This is a genomic window from Streptomyces sp. Ag109_O5-1, from assembly GCF_003814875.1.
Taxonomy (GTDB): domain Bacteria; phylum Actinomycetota; class Actinomycetes; order Streptomycetales; family Streptomycetaceae; genus Streptomyces; species Streptomyces sasae.
In genome coordinates this window covers 4,357,348-4,375,123 of sequence record NZ_RKQF01000001.1, presented here as the reverse complement: position 1 = coordinate 4,375,123, position 17,776 = coordinate 4,357,348, and the positions used below count along the sequence as shown (strand labels likewise).

At 72.6% G+C, this 17,776-nt stretch carries 12 protein-coding genes; 10 read left to right on the top strand and 2 right to left on the bottom strand.

Annotated features, from left to right (window positions below; all coding sequences use genetic code 11):
• Positions 1–8: 8 nt before the first annotated feature.
• On the bottom strand, positions 9–2,750 hold the full coding sequence (locus tag EDD90_RS19800) for a lysylphosphatidylglycerol synthase domain-containing protein (protein ID WP_123974299.1): 2,742 nt from the start codon (positions 2,748–2,750) through the stop codon (positions 9–11).
• A 162-nt stretch (positions 2,751–2,912) separates the two neighbouring features.
• Between EDD90_RS19800 and EDD90_RS19795 the strand changes: the two genes are divergently transcribed.
• The 6 genes from EDD90_RS19795 (at position 2,913) to EDD90_RS19770 (ending at position 13,628) form a co-directional block, all read left to right on the top strand.
• A complete protein-coding gene (locus tag EDD90_RS19795; RefSeq protein WP_123974298.1) occupies positions 2,913–3,299 on the top strand; it encodes an MGMT family protein in 387 nt (128 codons plus the stop codon).
• Positions 3,300–3,565: 266 nt separating this feature from the next.
• Positions 3,566–6,859: an ATP-dependent DNA helicase gene (locus EDD90_RS19790; RefSeq protein ID WP_123974297.1), complete on the top strand. Its 3,294-nt coding sequence runs from the start codon at positions 3,566–3,568 to the stop codon at positions 6,857–6,859.
• 45 nt (positions 6,860–6,904) lie between these two features.
• On the top strand, positions 6,905–10,504 hold the full coding sequence (locus EDD90_RS19785) for a UvrD-helicase domain-containing protein (protein ID WP_123974296.1): 3,600 nt from the start codon (positions 6,905–6,907) through the stop codon (positions 10,502–10,504).
• Positions 10,505–10,514: 10 nt separating this feature from the next.
• The gene (locus EDD90_RS19780; RefSeq protein WP_123974295.1) at positions 10,515–11,918 is read left to right on the top strand and encodes a dipeptidase; all 1,404 of its coding nucleotides are present in this window, start codon (positions 10,515–10,517) and stop codon (positions 11,916–11,918) included.
• A 152-nt stretch (positions 11,919–12,070) separates the two neighbouring features.
• Entirely contained in the window at positions 12,071–13,015 is a 945-nt protein-coding gene (nudC, locus tag EDD90_RS19775; RefSeq protein ID WP_123974294.1) for an NAD(+) diphosphatase, read from the top strand.
• 10 nt (positions 13,016–13,025) lie between these two features.
• Positions 13,026–13,628: a bifunctional 2-polyprenyl-6-hydroxyphenol methylase/3-demethylubiquinol 3-O-methyltransferase UbiG gene (locus tag EDD90_RS19770; RefSeq protein WP_123974293.1), complete on the top strand. Its 603-nt coding sequence runs from the start codon at positions 13,026–13,028 to the stop codon at positions 13,626–13,628.
• Positions 13,629–13,681: 53 nt separating this feature from the next.
• On the opposite strand, the gene EDD90_RS19765 is transcribed toward EDD90_RS19770, so the two are convergent.
• Positions 13,682–13,924, bottom strand: a complete 243-nt coding sequence (locus tag EDD90_RS19765; protein ID WP_123974292.1) for a mycoredoxin — start codon at positions 13,922–13,924, stop codon at positions 13,682–13,684.
• 176 nt (positions 13,925–14,100) lie between these two features.
• On the opposite strand from EDD90_RS19765, the gene EDD90_RS19760 reads away from it, so the two are divergent.
• The 4 genes from EDD90_RS19760 (at position 14,101) to EDD90_RS19745 (ending at position 17,640) form a co-directional block, all read left to right on the top strand.
• Positions 14,101–16,296 (top strand): ATP-dependent DNA helicase UvrD2, encoded by a 2,196-nt coding sequence (locus EDD90_RS19760; RefSeq protein ID WP_260327948.1) that lies wholly within the window; start codon positions 14,101–14,103, stop codon positions 16,294–16,296.
• 198 nt (positions 16,297–16,494) lie between these two features.
• A complete protein-coding gene (locus tag EDD90_RS19755; protein WP_394365605.1) occupies positions 16,495–16,776 on the top strand; it encodes a hypothetical protein in 282 nt (93 codons plus the stop codon).
• Positions 16,777–16,948: 172 nt separating this feature from the next.
• A complete protein-coding gene (locus EDD90_RS19750) occupies positions 16,949–17,317 on the top strand; it encodes a WhiB family transcriptional regulator (protein ID WP_123974289.1) in 369 nt (122 codons plus the stop codon).
• The gene (locus EDD90_RS19745; RefSeq protein WP_123974288.1) at positions 17,314–17,640 is read left to right on the top strand and encodes a hypothetical protein; all 327 of its coding nucleotides are present in this window, start codon (positions 17,314–17,316) and stop codon (positions 17,638–17,640) included. Before EDD90_RS19750 ends, EDD90_RS19745 begins: the two co-directional genes overlap by 4 nt.
• The last annotated feature ends 136 nt before the right edge of the window (positions 17,641–17,776 follow it).

Sequence of the window (17,776 nt, the reverse complement as noted above, 5' to 3'; positions counted from 1 at the left end):
GTACGCCCCTAGAGCGCGCCCTTGCGCGTGAGGTGGTTGAAGGCCAGCCAGCCCGGCAGGACCGGCAGCCACAGCGTCAGCAGCCGGTACAGCAGCACGGCGGGTGCCGCGACTTCCTTGGGGAGGCCCACGGCGATCAGGCCGACCGTCAGGGTCGCCTCGACCGCACCGACACCGCCCGGGGTGGGCGCCGCGGAGCCGAGTGCGTTTCCGGCGAGGAAGACGACGGCGACGCTGGCGATGCTGAGCGAGGTCGACTGGTCGCCGAACGCGCGGATGGAGGCGTCCAGGCACATCACGAAGCAGGCGGTCAGCAGCAGCATGCCGCCGATACCGGTGACGAGCTTCTGCGGTCGCTGGAGCACGTCCAGCATGCGCGGCACGACACCCGCGAAAAGTGACCGTACGCGCGTGGAGACGAATTTCCGCAGGAACGGCACCGAGGTCACCACGAGGACCAGCACGGCGACGGTCAGCAGGCCCGCGATGACGGTGCGGGACGGCGACAGCGAAGGCGTCTTCTCGGTGCCGGTGAGATAGCCGAAGGACAGCAGCATCAGGATGTGACAGCCGAGCCCGAACAGCTGCGAGGCGCCGACGCTCGCCACCGCGAGACCGGGGCGCACCTTGGCGCGCTGCAGGAAGCGCGTGTTGAGGGCGACACCGCCGACGGCGGCCGGTGCCACGATCTTCACGAAGGAGCCGGCGACCTGCGCCGCCACCGTCCGCACGAACGGCACCCGCTCCGGCACGAACCCGAGCAGAGCCATCGCGGCGGCGACGTAGCTGAGCGCCGAGAATGCCACCGCGGCGAGCACCCAGCCCCACTGGGCCTGCGCGAACAGGGTGCCGAACTCGATGTGGGTGAGCTGCGTGAGCAGGTAGTACGCGCCGATCGCCCCGGCCATGAAGCTGAGCAGCGTGCGTGGCCGCACCCGCTCCAGACGGGCCGGTTCGACGGGTGCCTGCGGCCTGATCCGCAGCACCTGGTGCCGGATCTGGGTGAGCAGGTCCTCCTCGCGGGCCTCTTCCAGTGCATCGTCCAGGGCCCGCTTCTCGGCCCGCTGCTCGGCCCGCACCGTCTTCTTGTCGGGTTTCTCGGCCTCCTCCGAGCGGGCCTGCTTGGCCTGCCGGGACGCCTCCAGGACCGCGTCGCGTTCGCGCTGGGCGCGTTCTCTGGCCAGTCTTCGCAGCGTCGCGCGCGTGGAGCGGGTGAGCGCGATCGGCTGGAGCATCGGCAGACAGTCGGCGACGGCGTCGGGACCGAGGACGCCGACCGCCGAGGTCACCGCCCGTTCGGCACCCACCCGCAGGCCGAGCGTGGTGACCAGCTGGGCGACGTCCATGCGCAGCAGCAGCTCGCCGGCCGCGATCTCGCCGCCGCGCAGGTCGGTGAGGATCACCTTGCCGGAACGATCCACCAGGATGGCGTCACCCGCCAGCCTGCGGTGCGCGATCCGGCGCGACTGCAGCGCCTGCACCTGGTGCCAGGTGTTGCGCAGCAGTTCGTCGGTGATCTCCTCGTCGGCCAGCGAGTCGAGCGTGCGGCCGCCGGTGTGCTCGTAGACGAGCATCACCGCGTCGGGGCCCAGCTCGGAGGTGGCGATCAGCTTGGGCGCGTTGGCGCCGGCCGCGATCGCCGCGTACGCCAGCAGCGCCTCCTGTTCCAGGGCCTGGCGCAGCGACTGGAGGCTGGAGCGGGTGGCGAAGCCGCGCAGGGTCAGGTTGCGCCACGCGCGGTAGAAGAAGCCCTGGGCCTGCTGTTCCCGGTCGACGACCGTCACGTCCAGTGGCGGGCCGTCCTCAAGGGTGACGAAGTAGCGCCGGCCCCGGTCGCCGTTCTCGGAGTCCAGGACCTCCTCGCGGGCCGCGCCGACCGGGTGGAAGCCGACGTGCCGCAGGCCCGCCAGCAGGGTCCGCCCGGTGGGGCGGACGTTCGGCGAGCCGACCGCGTACAGCGTGCCGTAGGCGACGGTCCAGCCGATCAGCACGGTGAGGATGATCGAGAACGGCGTCGTGTAGCCGGTGACCAGCATGGAGAACGCGTCGAGCATCAGCACGATCCACAGCACCGAGCGCCATCTGGGCCGCCGTGACATGCCGACAGCGGTCATATAGGCGATGACGGGCGCGAGATAGCCGTGCACCGGGTCGGTGAGGGCGTGGATGTCACCGGGGGAGGGCTGGGTGAGCGCCTCCTGGATCGAGCCCGGGGCGGCCCGGGCCACCCACAGGTCCGTGGCGAGGGTCACGCCGTGTGCGAGAACGGCGGCGAGCACGCCGTCGGCGATCCGCAGCCCGTCCCGCTTGATCAGCCGCTCGATGGCGAACGCGACCGGCACCAGCAGGATCGCGATGCTGGAGGCCAGCCCCGCGAACCTGATGAGCAGGTCGGGTGCCTGCCCTGTGCCCTTGTTGATGTCCTGTTCCAGCCCCGAGGTGGTGCCGTGCGCGAACGCGGCGATCCCGAGCAGCACGGCGATGGCGAGCACGCCGACCAGGAGCCGCATGAGGTCGGACGGGCGGTGCACGCGCGCGGGGAGCAGCGGTTCGTCGCCCTCCACCTCGTCGGTGTGCATTTCGTCGTCCGGCACGTGTTCCGCCTCGGAGACGTCGGATCCGGCGGCGGTGTCCGGCTCCACGGAGCCGGGGGGCGTGTCGTCCGGGCGTGCGGCGGCGTCAGAGGTGCCCGCCGCGCCGTCGGGGTGCACGCTCTGCTGCTTGGTCGTCTCTTCTTGATCTCGTATCACCAGTCACCGCCCGCACGATGGTGGCATGCTCCACCGACACACGAGGGCATCAGGGTGCAGAATGCGGGGGCGCACAGTCTGCCCGAAGCGCCGCCCGAGGGCGAGACGGAGGCCTGACGCGCACCGCGCCGGTTGTCGGTGGGGTGCGGCAGGATGGGGCGAATGAGCGAGCAGAGCCTTCCCGAGGACACCCGGGAGGGGTACCCGGACGAACTGCCCGAGTACGCCGAGCGGGTCCTGGAGGTCGCGGAGCGGATCCCGCCCGGACGTGTGATGACGTACGGCGACGTCGCGGAGTGGCTGGAGCAGGGAGGGCCGCGCCAGGTCGGACGTGTGATGTCCCTCTACGGCGGTGCCGTCCCGTGGTGGCGTGTGGTGCGCTCCGACGGGGTGCTGCTCCCGGGGCACGAACTGGGCGCCCTGGACCACTACCGCGCCGAGGGCACACCGCTGAAGGAGGCGAGCAGGGCCGCGGAGGGCCATCTGCCGCGGCTCGACATGAAGCGGGCGCGGTGGGACGGCGGCGCGGACACGGAGGCTCACACCTGACAGCTTCCGCCATCGGAGGCCCCCGAGGGGAACCCATGGCCCGTACGAGGGACACCGGGGACGTCCGTGGCATGACGTACGTTCGAGAGACGCGGGGCGCACGTGCCACGAGTGCCGCCCGAGGCGGACGGGAACAAGCGGAAGCTCTGCTTCCGTCCGGTTCGTCGGCGTAGCGTCGGCTGCACGTGTCCCGCTCACCCCGCGGCCACCGCTGCGCACGCGCGACCGCGAGTCAACCAGCACACCCACCAGGACCGGCGAACCACGTGAGCTCCTCTTCCTCCACCAGGCGCCTGTCGCACCTCCAGGTGCGACAGGGGAGCCGTGGCGCTTACCGACTGGTCCGTACCCCGCCGGCCGATGTGGATCCCCCTCGTCTTGACGCCGCACAGCGCGCCGTGGTTGACCACGGGCCGGGGCCGCTGCTCGTCCTCGCGGGTCCGGGCACCGGGAAGACCACCACCCTGGTCGAGTCCGTGGCCGCGCGGATCGCCCGGGGCGGGGACCCCGAGCGGATCCTGGTGCTGACGTTCAGCCGCAAGGCCGCCGTCGAACTGCGCGACCGCATGGCCCTGCGCGTGGGCGCGGCCCGCGCGCCCCGGGCGACCACCTTCCACTCGTACTGCTACGCCCTGGTCCGTGCCCACCAGGACAGCGGCCTGTTCGTGGACCCGCTGCGGCTGCTGTCCGGTCCCGAGCAGGACGTCGCCGTTCGCGACCTGCTGGCCGGCCAGCCCGACCTGGAGCGGCTCGGGCTGAACCATGTGCGCTGGCCGGACGAACTGCGCGCCTGCCTGACCACCCGGGGCTTCGCCGACGAGGTCCGCGCGGTCCTCGCCCGCAGCCGCGAACTGGGCCTGGACCCGGCCGCCCTGGACGCCTTCGCCCGCCGTATCGGCCGCCCCGACTGGCGGGCCGCGGCCGCGTTCCTCGCCGAGTACCTCGACGTCCTCGACCTCCAGGGCGTCCTCGACTACGCCGAACTCGTCCACCGCGCGGTGCTGCTCGCCCAGCGTCCCGAGGTCGCCCTGGACCTCGCCAGCCGCTACGACGCCGTCTACGTCGACGAGTACCAGGACACCGACCCGGCCCAGGTGCGACTGCTGCAAGCCCTGGCCGGCGGCGGCCGCACCTTGATCGCGTTCGGCGACCCGGACCAGTCGATCTACACCTTCCGGGGCGCCGACGTGAACGGCATCCTGGAGTTCCCGTCGGCCTTCGCGCGCGTGGACGGCCGTCCCGCCCCGGTGGAGGTGCTGCGCACGTCCCGCCGGGCCGGCGCCGGCCTGCTGGCCGCGACCCGCCTGCTCACCCGTCGGATGCCGCTGACCCGGCTGCCCGCCGACAAGGTGCGCGCCCACCGGGAGCTGACCGCGGCGCGGGACGGGGGCGGCGTCGAGGTCTACACGTACCCGACGTCCGGCACCGAGCTCGACAACATCGCCGACATCCTGCGGCGCGCGCACCTGGAGGACGGCGTCCGCTGGAGCGACATGGCCGTCCTGGTGCGCGCCGGGTCACACACCATCCCGGCCGTCCGCCGCGCCCTCACCGCGGCCGGCGTACCCCTGGACATCGACGGCGACGACCTGCCGCTGCGCCACGAACCGGCGGTGGCACCCCTGCTGACGGCGCTCCGGGCGGTGGCGGAGGCGGAAGCCGCGCAGGATCCGGAAGAGGGTGCCTGCCTGCTCGACACCGAGACCGCCCTCACCCTGCTCACCTCCCCGCTCGCCGGCATGGACGCGGCCGACCTGCGCCGCCTCGGCCGCGCCCTGCGCGACGAGGAGCGCGCGGCCGGCAACGCGCTCCCGCCGCCCTCGGACGACCTGCTCGCGCGGGCGCTCGCCGAGCCCGAGCGGCTGGCCGTCCACGACCCCGGCTACGCGCGCGGGGCCCAGCGGCTCGGCGCGCTGCTCAGGAAGGCCAGGGAGCGCCTGGCGGGCGGCGGTACGGCCGAGGAGGCGCTGTGGGACCTGTGGAACGGCACACCCTGGCCCTCACGCCTGGAGCGCACCGCCCGGCGCGGCGGCGCGGCCGGCCGCAACGCCGACCGTGACCTGGACGCCGTGTGCGCCCTGTTCGCCACCGCCGCCCGCGCGGAGGAGCGCAGCGGAGGCCGCGGCGCCCTGAACTTCCTGGCGGAGATCGAGGCCGAGGACATCGCCGCCGACACCCTCGCCGGCCGCGCGGTACGCCCGGACGCCGTGCGCCTGATGACCGCGCACCGTGCCAAGGGTCTGGAGTGGAGCCTGGTCGTCGTCGCCGGCGTCCAGGAGGGACTCTGGCCCGACCTGCGCCGCCGCGGCTCGCTCCTGGAGGCGGACCGCATCGGCCGCGACGGGCTCGCCGAACCGCTCACCCCGGGCGCGCTCCTCGCCGAGGAACGCCGCCTGTTCTACGTCGCCGCCACGCGCGCGCGTGAACGCCTCGTCGTCACCGCGGTGAAGGCACCCGCGGACGACGGCGACCAGCCCTCCCGGTTCCTCACCGAGCTGGGCGTCGAGCCCCAGGACATCACCGGACGTCCCCGCCGCCCGCTCTCCGTGGCCGCCCTGGTCGCCGAGCTGCGCGCGACCACGGTCGACCCGCGCGCGTCCGACGTCCTCCGGGAGGCGGCCGCCCGCCGTCTGGCCCGGCTGGCGGCGCTCGCCGACGAGGACGGCCGCCCCCTGGTGCCGTCCGCCCACCCCTACCGCTGGTGGGGCATGTTCGAGCCGACCGAGAGCAAGGTGCCGCTGCGCGACCGCGACCAGCCCGTCGTGCTCTCCGGCAGCGCCCTCGACCAGCTCGCCAACACCTGCAGCCTGCAGTGGTTCCTGGGCCGCGAGGTGAAGGCCGACGCCCCCGCCACCACCGCCCAGGGCTTCGGCAACGTCGTGCACGTCCTCGCCGACGAGGTCGCCTCCGGACGCACCCCCGCCGACCTCGCCGTTCTCATGGAGCGCCTGGAGTCGGTGTGGAACGCGCTCGCCTTCGACGCCCCCTGGAAGTCGGCGCAGGAGAAGGACAACGCGCGCGTGGCGCTCGAACGCTTCCTGAAGTGGCACGTCCTGGACCGCACCGAACGCACACCCGTGGCCAGCGAGCAGGACTTCGACGTCACCCTCGGAGCGGGCGACTACGAGGTGCGCATCCGCGGCCAGATGGACCGCGTCGAGACGGACGGCGAGGGCCGCGCGTACGTCGTCGACTTCAAGACCGGCAAGCAGGCGCCGAGCGCGGCCGAGGTGGCCCGCCACCCGCAGCTCGCCGTCTACCAGCTCGCGGTCCGCGAGGGTGCCGTGGACGAGGCCTTCGACGGCGTACGACCCGAGCCCGGCGGCGCCGAACTGGTCCACCTCAGACAGGGCGCCGCCCAGCGCGACGGCGGCGAGACCCTGCCCAAGGTGCAGGCACAGGAGCCGCTGGAGGGGGAGTGGGTCGGTGACCTGCTGGCCACCGCCGCCGGAAAGGTCCTCGACGAACGCTTCACCCCGACCACCGGCCAGCACTGCACGCACTGCGCTTTCCGCGCCTCGTGCAGCGCGCGGCCCGAGGGGCGGCACGTGGTGGAGTGAGCGCCGTGTCCCGATTGTCAGTGCCCACCGCTAGCCTCTTTCCTCATGCCCGCCCTCATCACCGACCCCGAGCAGCTCAAGGAGCTCCTCGGCATCCCGTTCACCCCGGAGCAGACGGCCTGCATCACCGCGCCGCCCGCCCCGCAGGTGATCGTGGCCGGAGCCGGGTCGGGCAAGACGACGGTGATGGCGGCGCGCGTGGTCTGGCTCGTCGGCACCGGACAGGTCGCCCCGGAACAGGTTCTGGGCCTCACCTTCACCAACAAGGCGGCCGGGGAGCTCGCCGAGCGCGTCCGCAAGGCGCTCGTCAAGGCGGGCGTCACCGACCCCGACGCCATCGACCCGGACAACCCGCCCGGCGAGCCGGTCATCTCGACGTACCACGCCTTCGCGGGCCGGCTGCTGACCGACCACGGTCTGCGCATCGGCCTGGAGCCGACCTCCCGGCTGCTCGCCGACGCCACCCGCTACCAGCTCGCCGCACGCGTGCTGCGCGAGGCCCCCGGCCCCTACCCGGCCCTGACCCGCTCCTTCGCCGACCTGGTCAGCGACCTGCTCACCCTGGACTCCGAGCTCGCCGAGCACCTCGTACGCCCCGAGGACCTGCGCACCTGGGACGCCGGGCTGCTGAACACCCTGGCGGGCGCCAAGCTGAGCAACGCCGACCTGCGCAAGGTGCCCGAGACCGCGGCCGCACGCCGCGAACTGGCCGGGCTCGTCCTGCGCTACCGGGCCGCCAAACGCGAACGTGACCTGCTCGACTTCGGCGACCAGATCGCACTGTCCGCGTCGCTGGCCGGCATCCCCGAGGTGGGCCGGCTGCTGCGCGACGAGTTCCGCGTCGTACTCCTCGACGAGTACCAGGACACCTCGGTCGCCCAGCGGGTACTCCTGGCGGGCCTGTTCGGCGGTGGCACCGGCCACCCCGTGACCGCGGTCGGCGACCCCTGCCAGGCCATCTACGGCTGGCGCGGCGCCTCCGTCGCCAACCTCGACGACTTCCCCGAGCACTTCGCACACGCCGACGGCAGCCCCGCCACCCGCCGGGCGCTCAGCGAGAACCGCCGCAGCGGCGGCCGCCTCCTCGACCTCGCCAACGGCCTGGCCGAGCCGCTGCGCGCCATGCACGCGGGCGTGGAGGCCCTGCGCCCTGCCCCGGGCGCCGAACAGGACGGCACGGTCCGCTGCGCCCTGCTGCGCACCCACGCCGAGGAGATGGACTGGATCGCCGACTCCGTCGCCCACCTCGTCCGCACCGGCACCGCGCCCGGCGAGATCGCGGTCCTGTGCCGTACGGCGACCGACTTCGCCGAGATCCAGGGCGCCCTAGTCGCCCGCGACATCCCCGTCGAGGTGGTCGGCCTCTCCGGACTGCTGCACCTGCCCGAGGTGGCCGACCTCGTCGCCGTCTGCGAGGTGCTCCAGGACCCCGGGGCCAACGCTTCCCTGGTGCGGCTGCTGACCGGCCCGCGCTGGCGCATCGGCCCCCGCGACCTCGCCCTCCTCGGCCGCCGCGCCCGGCTGCTCGTGACGCACGCGCGCGTGGGCGACGCCGACGACCCGGACCGCCGGCTCGCCGAGGCCGTCGAGGGCGTCGACCCCGCCGAGGTGATATCGCTCGCGGACGCCCTGGACACATTCCTGGAGCTGCCGCTCGGCACCGAGCAGTTCGGGCAGCAGGACGACGGACTGCCGTTCTCGCCGGACGCGCGCGTGCGCTTCGCCCGCCTCGCCACCGAACTGCGCGAACTGCGCCGCGCCCTGTCCGACCCGCTGATGGACGTCCTGTACCGCGTCCTCGCGGTCACCGGCCTGGAAGTGGAACTGTCCGCGTCCCCGCACGCGCTGGCCGCCCGCCGCCGTGAGACGCTCTCCAACTTCCTGGACGTCGCCGCCTCCTTCGCGGCCGGCGACCAGGAGGCCACCCTGCTCGCCTTCCTCGGCTTCCTGCGCACCGCCGCCCAGTACGAGAAGGGCCTCGACAACGCCCTGCCCGGCGGCGAGAACACCGTCAAGGTGCTCACCGCTCACAAGTCCAAGGGCCTGGAGTGGGACGTCGTCGCCGTTCCCGGGCTGGTCAAGGGCACCTTCCCGAGCAGCCAGGGCCGCGAGAAGTGGACCGCCCAGGCGAAGGTGCTCCCGCACGCCCTGCGCGGCGACCGCGAGACCCTGCCCGACGTCGAGGCCTGGGACTCGCGGGGCATGAAGGCCTTCCACGAGGCGATGAAGGAGCACCAGCACACCGAGGAACTGCGCCTCGGCTATGTCACCTTCACCCGCCCCCGGTCCCTCCTCCTCGGCTCCGGCCACTGGTGGGGCCCCAACCAGAAGAAACCGCGCGGTCCTTCCGACTTCCTCCAGGACCTGTACGACCACTGCGCCGCCGGACAGGGCGAGATCGAGGTCTGGGCCGACGAACCGGCGGAGGACGAGGAGAACCCGGCCCTGCACACGGCGAGCGCCGACCAGGTGTGGCCCCTGCCCCTGGACGAGGCCGCCCTGGCGCGCCGCCGCGCGGCCGCCGAGACCGTCCTCGCCCACCTGGACGCCCTCACGGGAGACGCGGACGGCCATCCGTCGTCGGTACACCCGCCGGCCGCCCATGACCCGAGCGGTCACGAGGACCCGGACTGGCCCCCGCCGCCCGAGGACGAGGAGCCCGACCCTTACGAGGACGACTTCCCGGACGGGGACTCGGCGGACTGGGATTCCTGGAGCCCCGACCGCCCCACGGTCCCGCACCAGGCCGCGCCCGCCGAACGCACACCCCCGCGTGCGCGGGATCAGGAAGGCGCCCCGGCCTCGGAGCACGGACGCGCCGCGGCTCCGGAGCACGGACGCGCCCCGGAGCCCGAACACGTGCGCGCCCTGGAGCCCGGGCATGCGCGCGTGCCCGACCACGACCGCGCCCCCCTCACCCCCGAGGAGGCCCGTGCCATCGCCTCCTGGGACCGTGACCTCGACGCCCTCACCGGCGAGCTCCTGCGCGCCCGGCAGGCCGTCACCGACGTACCCCTGCCGGCGACGCTCTCCGCCACCCAGCTGATGCGGCTGGCCGAGGACCCGGACGGGCTCGCACAGGAACTCGCGCGCCCCATGCCGCGCCCTCCGCAACCGGCCGCACGCCGGGGCACCCGGTTCCACGCCTGGGTCGAGGCGCGCTTCGAGGAGCTCACGCTGCCCATGCTGGAGCCCGACGAGCTCCCCGGCAGTGACGCCGAGATCGCCGACGAACGCGACCTCGAAGCCCTCAAGGAGGCCTTCGAACGCACCGAGTACGCCCACCGCACGCCCTACCGCGTGGAGGCACCCTTCCAGCTCGCCCTCGCGGGCCGGGTCGTCAGGGGCCGTATCGACGCCGTCTACAGGACCGGGCACGGCGACGAGGCGACGTACGAGATCGTGGACTGGAAGACCAGCCGCACCCGTCTCGCCGACCCGCTCCAGCTGGCGATCTACCGGATCGGCTGGGCCGAGCAGCAGGGCGTGCCGCCCGAGGCGGTCACGGTCGCGTTCGTGCACGTACGCACCGGCGAGATCGAGCGCCCGGAGGGGCTGCCCGACCGGGCGGCCCTGGAAAAGCTGATCGTCGGACAAGCGGAGTGTGACGAACCGCCCGCCGAGGATGTCGGCGCGGGCCGCTAGGCTCGTGACCATGAGCCAGACCCCGGACAGCGCCGTCCGTACGTACATCGGGCAGCATCGCGCCGCCTTCCTCGACGACCTCGCCGAATGGCTGCGCATCCCCTCCGTGTCGGCCCAGCCCGACCACGCCCCCGATGTACGCCGCAGCGCCGACTGGCTCGCCGCCAAGCTGACGGAGACCGGTTTCCCGACCGCCGAGGTCTGGGAGACACCGGGCGCCCCGGCCGTCTTCGCCGAGTGGCCCGCGGGCGACCCCGAGGCGCCCACGGTCCTTGTCTACGGCCACCACGACGTGCAGCCCGCCACCCGGGAGGACGGCTGGGACAGCGAGCCCTTCGAGCCCGTCGTCCGGGAGAACCGCCTCTACGCGCGCGGGGCGGCCGACGACAAGGGCCAGGTGTTCTTCCACACACTCGGCGTCCGCGCCCACCTCGCCGCCACCGGCCGCACCGCCCCCGCGGTCAACCTGAAGCTGCTGATCGAGGGCGAGGAGGAGTCCGGTTCCCCGCACTTCCGGGCGCTGGTCGAGCAGCACGCGGACCGGCTCGCCGCCGACGCCGTGATCGTCTCCGACACCGGCATGTGGTCCGAGGACACCCCCACGGTGTGCACCGGCATGCGCGGGCTCGCCGAGTGCGAGATCGTCCTGCACGGCCCCGACCAGGACATCCACTCCGGCGCCTTCGGCGGCGCCGTCCCCAACCCCGCCACCGTCGCCGCCCGCCTGGTCGCCGCACTGCACGACGAGCACGCGCGCGTGGCGATCCCCGGCTTCTACGACGGCATCGTCGAACTCGGCGACCGCGAGCGGCGGCTCTGGGCCGAGCTGCCCTTCGACGAGGCGAGCTGGCTGCGCGAAGCACACTCGTACGCCACCGAGGGCGAGGCCGGGCACACCACCCTGGAGCGCATCTGGGCCCGCCCCACCGCCGAGGTCAACGGCATCGGCGGCGGCTACCAGGGCCCGGGCAGCAAGACGATCATCCCGTCCTCGGCGCTGCTGAAGCTGTCGTTCCGGCTGGTCGCCGGACAGGACCCCGAGCACATCGAGAAGATCGTCCGAGCCTGGGCCGCCGAGCGGATCCCGGCCGGGATCCGCGCCGAGATCACCTTCCTGCCGGCCACCCGCCCCTGCCTGACCCCGCTGGACCACCCCGGCCTCCAGTCGCTGGCCCGCGCCATGGGCCGGGCCTTCGAGGGACCGATCCGGTTCACCCGTTCGGGTGGCTCCGGCCCCGCTGCGGACCTCCAGGACGTCCTTGCCGCACCCGTCCTCTTCCTGGGCATCTCCGTCCCCTCCGACGGCTGGCACGCCCCCAACGAGAAGGTCGAGCTGGACCTCCTCCTCAAGGGCGTCGAGACCAGCGCCTACCTGTGGAGCGATCTCGCCGAGAACTGGCGCCATGCGCCCTGAGCCGCCTGCGCCGTCCGGAGCGGCACCGCGCGCGGGGCACACTGGAAGGGCCGCCCCGCCCGCCCCGCCGCCCGACCCGGTCTCCTCCCGCCCTTCGTCCCGCTGAACCGCCCGCTGAAACAACCGTTGCACTGGGGGAGTTGGAAGCACCCGTGACCACCTGGACCGACCGCACCGCAGACCGACCCATCTCGCTCACCGCCCCGAGCGGCATCGACCGCGCCGCGCACCACCGGCTCGACGAGGCCTGGCTCGCGGCGGCGTGGAGCCACCCCGACACCCGCTGCTTCGTGGTCTCCGGCGGCCAGGTCCTCATCGACGAGACGTCCGACGGCCGGACCGAACTCGTGATGACCCCCTCCTTCGAGGCCCCCCTCACCGAGGCGCACCGCTACTTCCTGGGCACCGACGAGGACGGCGTCAGCTACTTCGCGCTCCAGAAGGACGCCCTGCCCGGCCGTATCGACCAGTCCGCGCGGCCCGCGGGCCTGCGCGAGGCCGGGCTGCTGCTGTCACCCCGTGACGTCGGCCTGATGGTGCATGCCGTCGGCCTGGAGAACTGGCAGCGCACCCACCGCTTCTGTTCCCGCTGCGGCGAGCGCACGGTCATCGCCGCCGCCGGCCACATCCGCCGCTGCCCCGCCTGCGGCGCCGAGCACTACCCGCGCACCGACCCCGCCGTGATCATGGCCGTCACCGACGAGGACGACCGCATCCTGCTCGGCCGCCAGGTCCACTGGCCCGAGGGCCGCTTCTCCACGCTCGCCGGCTTCGTCGAGCCCGGGGAGTCCATCGAGCAGGCGGTGCGCCGCGAGGTCTTCGAGGAGGCCGGGATCACCGTCGGCCCGGTCGAGTACGTCGCCAGCCAGCCCTGGCCGTTCCCGTCCAGCCTCATGCTCGGTTTCATGGCCCGCGCGACCTCGACCGAGGTCAACGTCGACGGCGACGAGATCCACGAGGCCCGCTGGTTCTCCCGCGACGAACTGGGCGCCGCCTTCGACTCGGGTGACGTCCTGCCGCCGTACGGCATCTCCATCGCGGCCCGCCTGATCGAGATGTGGTACGGCAAGCCACTGCCCACGAGGAGCTTCGTCTGAGGCTTCCGCGATGACTGTCGAGACGTACTGGAACCACAACGTCCACTACCACCCGCTGGTGCTGGACGCCGTACCGGACGGCTGCCGTACCGCCCTGGACGTCGGCTGCGGCGACGGCCTGCTGGCCGCCAAGCTCGCGACCAGGGCGGAGTCGGTGACCGGCGTGGACCGGTCGGCCGAGATGATCCGGCAGGCCGGCAAACGGGACGCCGGGAACGTCACCTTCCTCGAGGGCGACTATCTCGACGACGCCCTCCTCGGCGAGGGGAGCTACGACTTCGTCAGCGCCGTCGCCGTCATCCACCATGCGCCGTTCGACGACGCGATCGACCGGCTGGTGAGCCTGCTGGCGCCCGGCGGTCGGCTGGTCATCGTGGGCATGGCGTTCAACCACACCCCTCTGGACTGGGTGATCAGCGGCTGCGGAGTGCCCGCGAGCCGGTTGAACGCGCTTCTGCGGGGCGGCAAGCGGGCCCCGGCGGGGATGCCCGTCGAGGACTCCCCCATGCACTGGGGAGAGGTCCGGCAGGCCACCGCGCACCTGCTCCCCGGACGCCGGTACCGGCGCCGGCTGCTGTGGCGCTACACGGCGGTGTGGGACAAACCACGCTGAACGCGCGAAGGCGGTCCCTGACCGGGTCAGGGACCGCCCTCGCGCCGGAAAACCTACGCGCCGACCCTCTGCTTCACCTGGGCCAGCGAGGGGTTCGTCAACGTCGAGCCGTCGGCGAAGAGCACCGTGGGGACCGTCTGGTTTCCGCCATTCGCCTTCTCCACGAACGCGGCCGACTCCGGGTCCTGCTCGATGTTGATCTCGGTGTACGCGATGCCCTCGCGGTCCAGCTGGCTCTTCAGCCGGCGGCAGTAGCCGCACCACGTGGTGCTGTACATCGTCACAGTGCCCTGCATCTCGCTCGCGCTCCTTCGGCAGGTCGGGAAGGTCGTCCAGGGAAGGAACGTACGCGACCCGTCCGCCATTCCCGCAGCACCGGCCCCGAGTGACGCCTGTCGCATTGGTACGACTGCAAGGGGTTGCCTGTGGACAACCGGCGCAGCCGTCTCCGGCGACCTGGCAGCATTGCCGTGTGACAGCAGCAACGCACTCCTCCCTCTTCCCGCAGGCACCGGACTCGGCCGACGCGGTGCTCGAAGGACTCGACCCCGAGCAGCGCGAGGTGGCGACCGCCCTGCACGGACCGGTGTGCGTGCTGGCCGGAGCCGGTACCGGCAAGACCCGGGCGATCACCCACCGGATCGCCTACGGGGTGCGGGCCGGCATCCTCCAGCCGTCCAGCGTGCTCGCCGTCACCTTCACCAACCGCGCCGCCGGAGAGATGCGCGGCCGGCTCCGTCAGCTCGGCGCCCAGGGGGTGCAGGCCCGCACCTTCCACTCCGCGGCGCTGCGTCAGCTCCAGTTCTTCTGGCCGAAAGCGATCGGTGGCTCCCTGCCCCGGCTCGTCGACCGCAAGATCCAGCTCGTCGCCGACGCGGCGGCCGCCTGCCGTGTCCGGCTCGACCGGGGTGAGCTGCGGGACATCACCGCCGAGATCGAGTGGTCCAAGGTCACCCAGACCGTCCCCGCCGACTATCCGCTCGCCGCCGTGAAGGCCGGCCGCGAGGCCCCCCGTGATCCGGCCGAGATCGCCCAGATCTACTCGGTGTACGAGGACCTCAAGCGCGATCGCGCGGTCATCGACTTCGAGGACGTCCTGCTGCTGACCGTCGCCGTCCTGCAGGACCGGCACGACATCGCCGACCAGGTCCGCGCCCAGTACCAGCACTTCGTCGTCGACGAGTACCAGGACGTCAGCCCCCTTCAGCAGCGCCTGCTGGAGCTGTGGCTCGGCGACCGCGACAGCCTGTGCGTCGTGGGTGACGCCAGTCAGACCATCTACTCGTTCACAGGCGCAACCCCCGACCATCTGCTCGACTTCCGCATCCGTCACCCCGGTGCCACCGTCGTCAAGCTGGTCCGCGACTACCGCTCCACACCCCAGGTCGTCCGCCTAGCCAACGGTCTGCTGGCCCAGGCCAGCGGACGGGCCGCCGACCACCGCCTGGAGCTGATCTCCCAGCGCCCGGCGGGACCCGAGCCCGTCTACACCGAGTACGTCGACGAGCCCGCCGAGGCCGAGGGCGCCGCCCGCCGCATCCGGGAACTCATCGCCGCCGGGGTCCCGGCCGCCGAGATCGCCGTCCTGTTCCGCACCAACTCCCAGTCCGAGGCCTATGAACAGGCACTCGCGGACGCCGGGGTGTCCTACCAGCTGCGCGGCGCCGAGCGGTTCTTCGACCGGCCCGAGGTGCGCAAGGCGGGCGTCGCCCTGCGTGCCGCGGCCCGCTTCGGCGGCAACGACGCGCTGCTCGACGACACCGTGGATCTGCCGTCCCAGGTGCGTGCGGTCCTCTCCGGGGAAGGCTGGACCACCGAGCCTCCGGCCGGCTCCGGCGCGGTCCGGGAACGCTGGGAGTCACTGGCCGCCCTGGTCAACCTCGCCCGCGACGTCTCCGCCGCCCGGCCCGCCGCCACCCTCGCCGACTTCGTCGCCGAACTCGACGAGCGGGCCAGCGCGCAGCACGCGCCGACCGTCCAGGGCGTCACCCTTGCCTCCCTGCACTCGGCCAAGGGGCTGGAGTGGGACGTCGTGTTCCTGGTCGGGGTCGCCGAGGGCATGATGCCGATCACCTATGCGAAGACCGACGAGCAGGTCGAGGAGGAACGCCGTCTCCTCTATGTCGGTGTGACCCGCGCCAGGGAACGGCTCCATGTCTCCTGGTCCCTCTCCCGCACCCCCGGAGGCAGGCCCAACCGCAGGCCCAGCCACTTCCTGGACGGGCTGCGCCCCGGCTCCACCGGCACCGTCGGCCGCGGCTCCGGCGCGGGCGGCGGAGGTGTCGAACGCGGCTTCACCGGCGGCCCCGTGGCAGTGCCCCGGCGCACCCAGCGTTCCCCCGCCCGCTGCCGGGTCTGCGGACGTACCCTCACCGACGCGGGCGAGATGAAACTGATGCGCTGCGACGGCTGCCCCTCCGACATGGACGAGGGCCTCTACGAGCGGCTGCGGGAGTGGCGCGCGGACCAGGCCCGGCTCAGCGGTCAGCCGGCCTTCTGCGTCTTCACCGACAGGACACTGATGGCCATCGCCGAGAGTGCCCCGGACGACGATCGCGAGCTGGCCTGCATCCCCGGTGTCGGCATGCGCAAGCTCAACCGTTACGGAGCCGATGTTCTGGCCATCTGCGCAGGCCAGGAGCCCGAGGGAGGCACCGAGACGGAATGACTTCAACTCGTCGAAAAAATAGTTTGCGCATGCCCCAGCAATCCCCATAGGTTCTAGGCACGGAAGCGGCGGCCTTCTCGAAGGCCCGGTTCCGTGATGTACTTGCATATCCGAACGGACTGGCCCAGCCAGTTCCTTAGACGCCGAGAGGAGGCGAGTCCAGTGATCAGCATCGAGACCAACATCAGCGCGGCCAAAATGACCGATCTCTCGGCCGTCTCCGTGTGCATGCTCGGCGTCTCCAACCGGGGCACCGGTGTGTCCGGCATTCCTGCCGTGCGTCCGGCGTCCTCCGTTTCTCTCGCGGGTCTTCCCGTCCGTGAGCGGAACGAGCGACCGACCAAGGCACTGGAAGCAGTAGTGGCACAGGCCAAGGCCTATGCCTTTACGGCCGCCGGTGCCGCAAGCCGGAAGCAGACGACGCAGCACCACCTGATGTGGGCCTTCCGTGGGCCAGAACCCTGGAGTGATCCAGCCTGATAGATCAGGCCGGCGCCTTCAGGGCCGCGGAACCCCATCCGGGATCCGCGGCCCTTCTGTTTTCCCCGAACGGGGAGAGCAAAGCGAAGGAGCCTCGGGACGAGAGCAGAACCCGGTACCAGCCGCCAACCGGTCCGACCGGACCGGAACGACCAGACGAGGAAGACCAACCGTGCAACTCGAAGCGCACGCCCCGTCCGTACCGCCTTCCGAAACGATCCCCCCGCCCGGCCTCACGGAGGACTCCACCTTGATCCCGCTCACCGCGCTCACCGCGCTCGACGACGCCATCGAGAACCTCGGCGTACCCGTCCCCTGCCGCTCCTACGACCCGGAGGTCTTCTTCGCCGAGTCGCCGGCGGACGTCGAGTACGCCAAGTCCCTCTGCCGCACCTGCCCGCTGATCGAGGCCTGCCTCGCCGGTGCCCAGGAGCGGCGCGAGCCCTGGGGTGTCTGGGGTGGCGAGCTCTTCGTCCAGGGTGTCGTCGTCGCCCGGAAGCGGCCGCGTGGCCGCCCGCGCAAGAACCCGGTCACGGCATGAACATCCTCGGAACGATCGACCGCCCCCTCACGCACGACCCCAAGAAGCAGGCCCCGATGAAGCCGTCCACCAGCGAGCCCACAGGCTCCGCGACTCCAGACTTCACCACCGCCGGTACGACCACCGGCTCGCGTCAGAACAGGACCCGAGAGATGCAACTCATCCCAGAAGCCCTGGCTCGTGCGCATATGCACGAGCGACTGTACGAGGCCGAGCAGGAACGCCGGGCCGTGCGCCTGGCGACCGCTCGCCGGATGCAGCGCCGGGCCGAGCGCGCTTCGATGCGCGCCCGCCGTGCGCTCGCCATGGCCGTCATGCAGTGATCCCGAACACCTGAAGCGGTGGCCTCCCCGGCCGAGGGAGGCGAATGCTCCCCGCGGGGGCCGGTCCGTCCGAACGGACCGGCCCCTGCGGTGCGTTGTGCGCGCTGATCCGCCCGCGGCGGAGTTATCGTCACCA

Excerpts from the sequence above, each read along its gene's own strand:
- EDD90_RS19795 (WP_123974298.1), top strand. The coding sequence starts at position 2,913 with ATGAGCGAGCAGAGCCTTCCCGAGGACACCCGGGAGGGGTACCCGGAC.
- EDD90_RS19785 (WP_123974296.1), top strand. The coding sequence starts at position 6,905 with ATGCCCGCCCTCATCACCGACCCCGAGCAGCTCAAGGAGCTCCTCGGC.
- EDD90_RS19780 (WP_123974295.1), top strand. The coding sequence starts at position 10,515 with ATGAGCCAGACCCCGGACAGCGCCGTCCGTACGTACATCGGGCAGCAT.
- EDD90_RS19770 (WP_123974293.1), top strand. The coding sequence starts at position 13,026 with ATGACTGTCGAGACGTACTGGAACCACAACGTCCACTACCACCCGCTG.
- EDD90_RS19765 (WP_123974292.1), bottom strand. The coding sequence starts at position 13,924 with ATGCAGGGCACTGTGACGATGTACAGCACCACGTGGTGCGGCTACTGC.
- EDD90_RS19755 (WP_394365605.1), top strand. The coding sequence starts at position 16,495 with ATGACCGATCTCTCGGCCGTCTCCGTGTGCATGCTCGGCGTCTCCAAC.
- EDD90_RS19745 (WP_123974288.1), top strand. The coding sequence starts at position 17,314 with ATGAACATCCTCGGAACGATCGACCGCCCCCTCACGCACGACCCCAAG.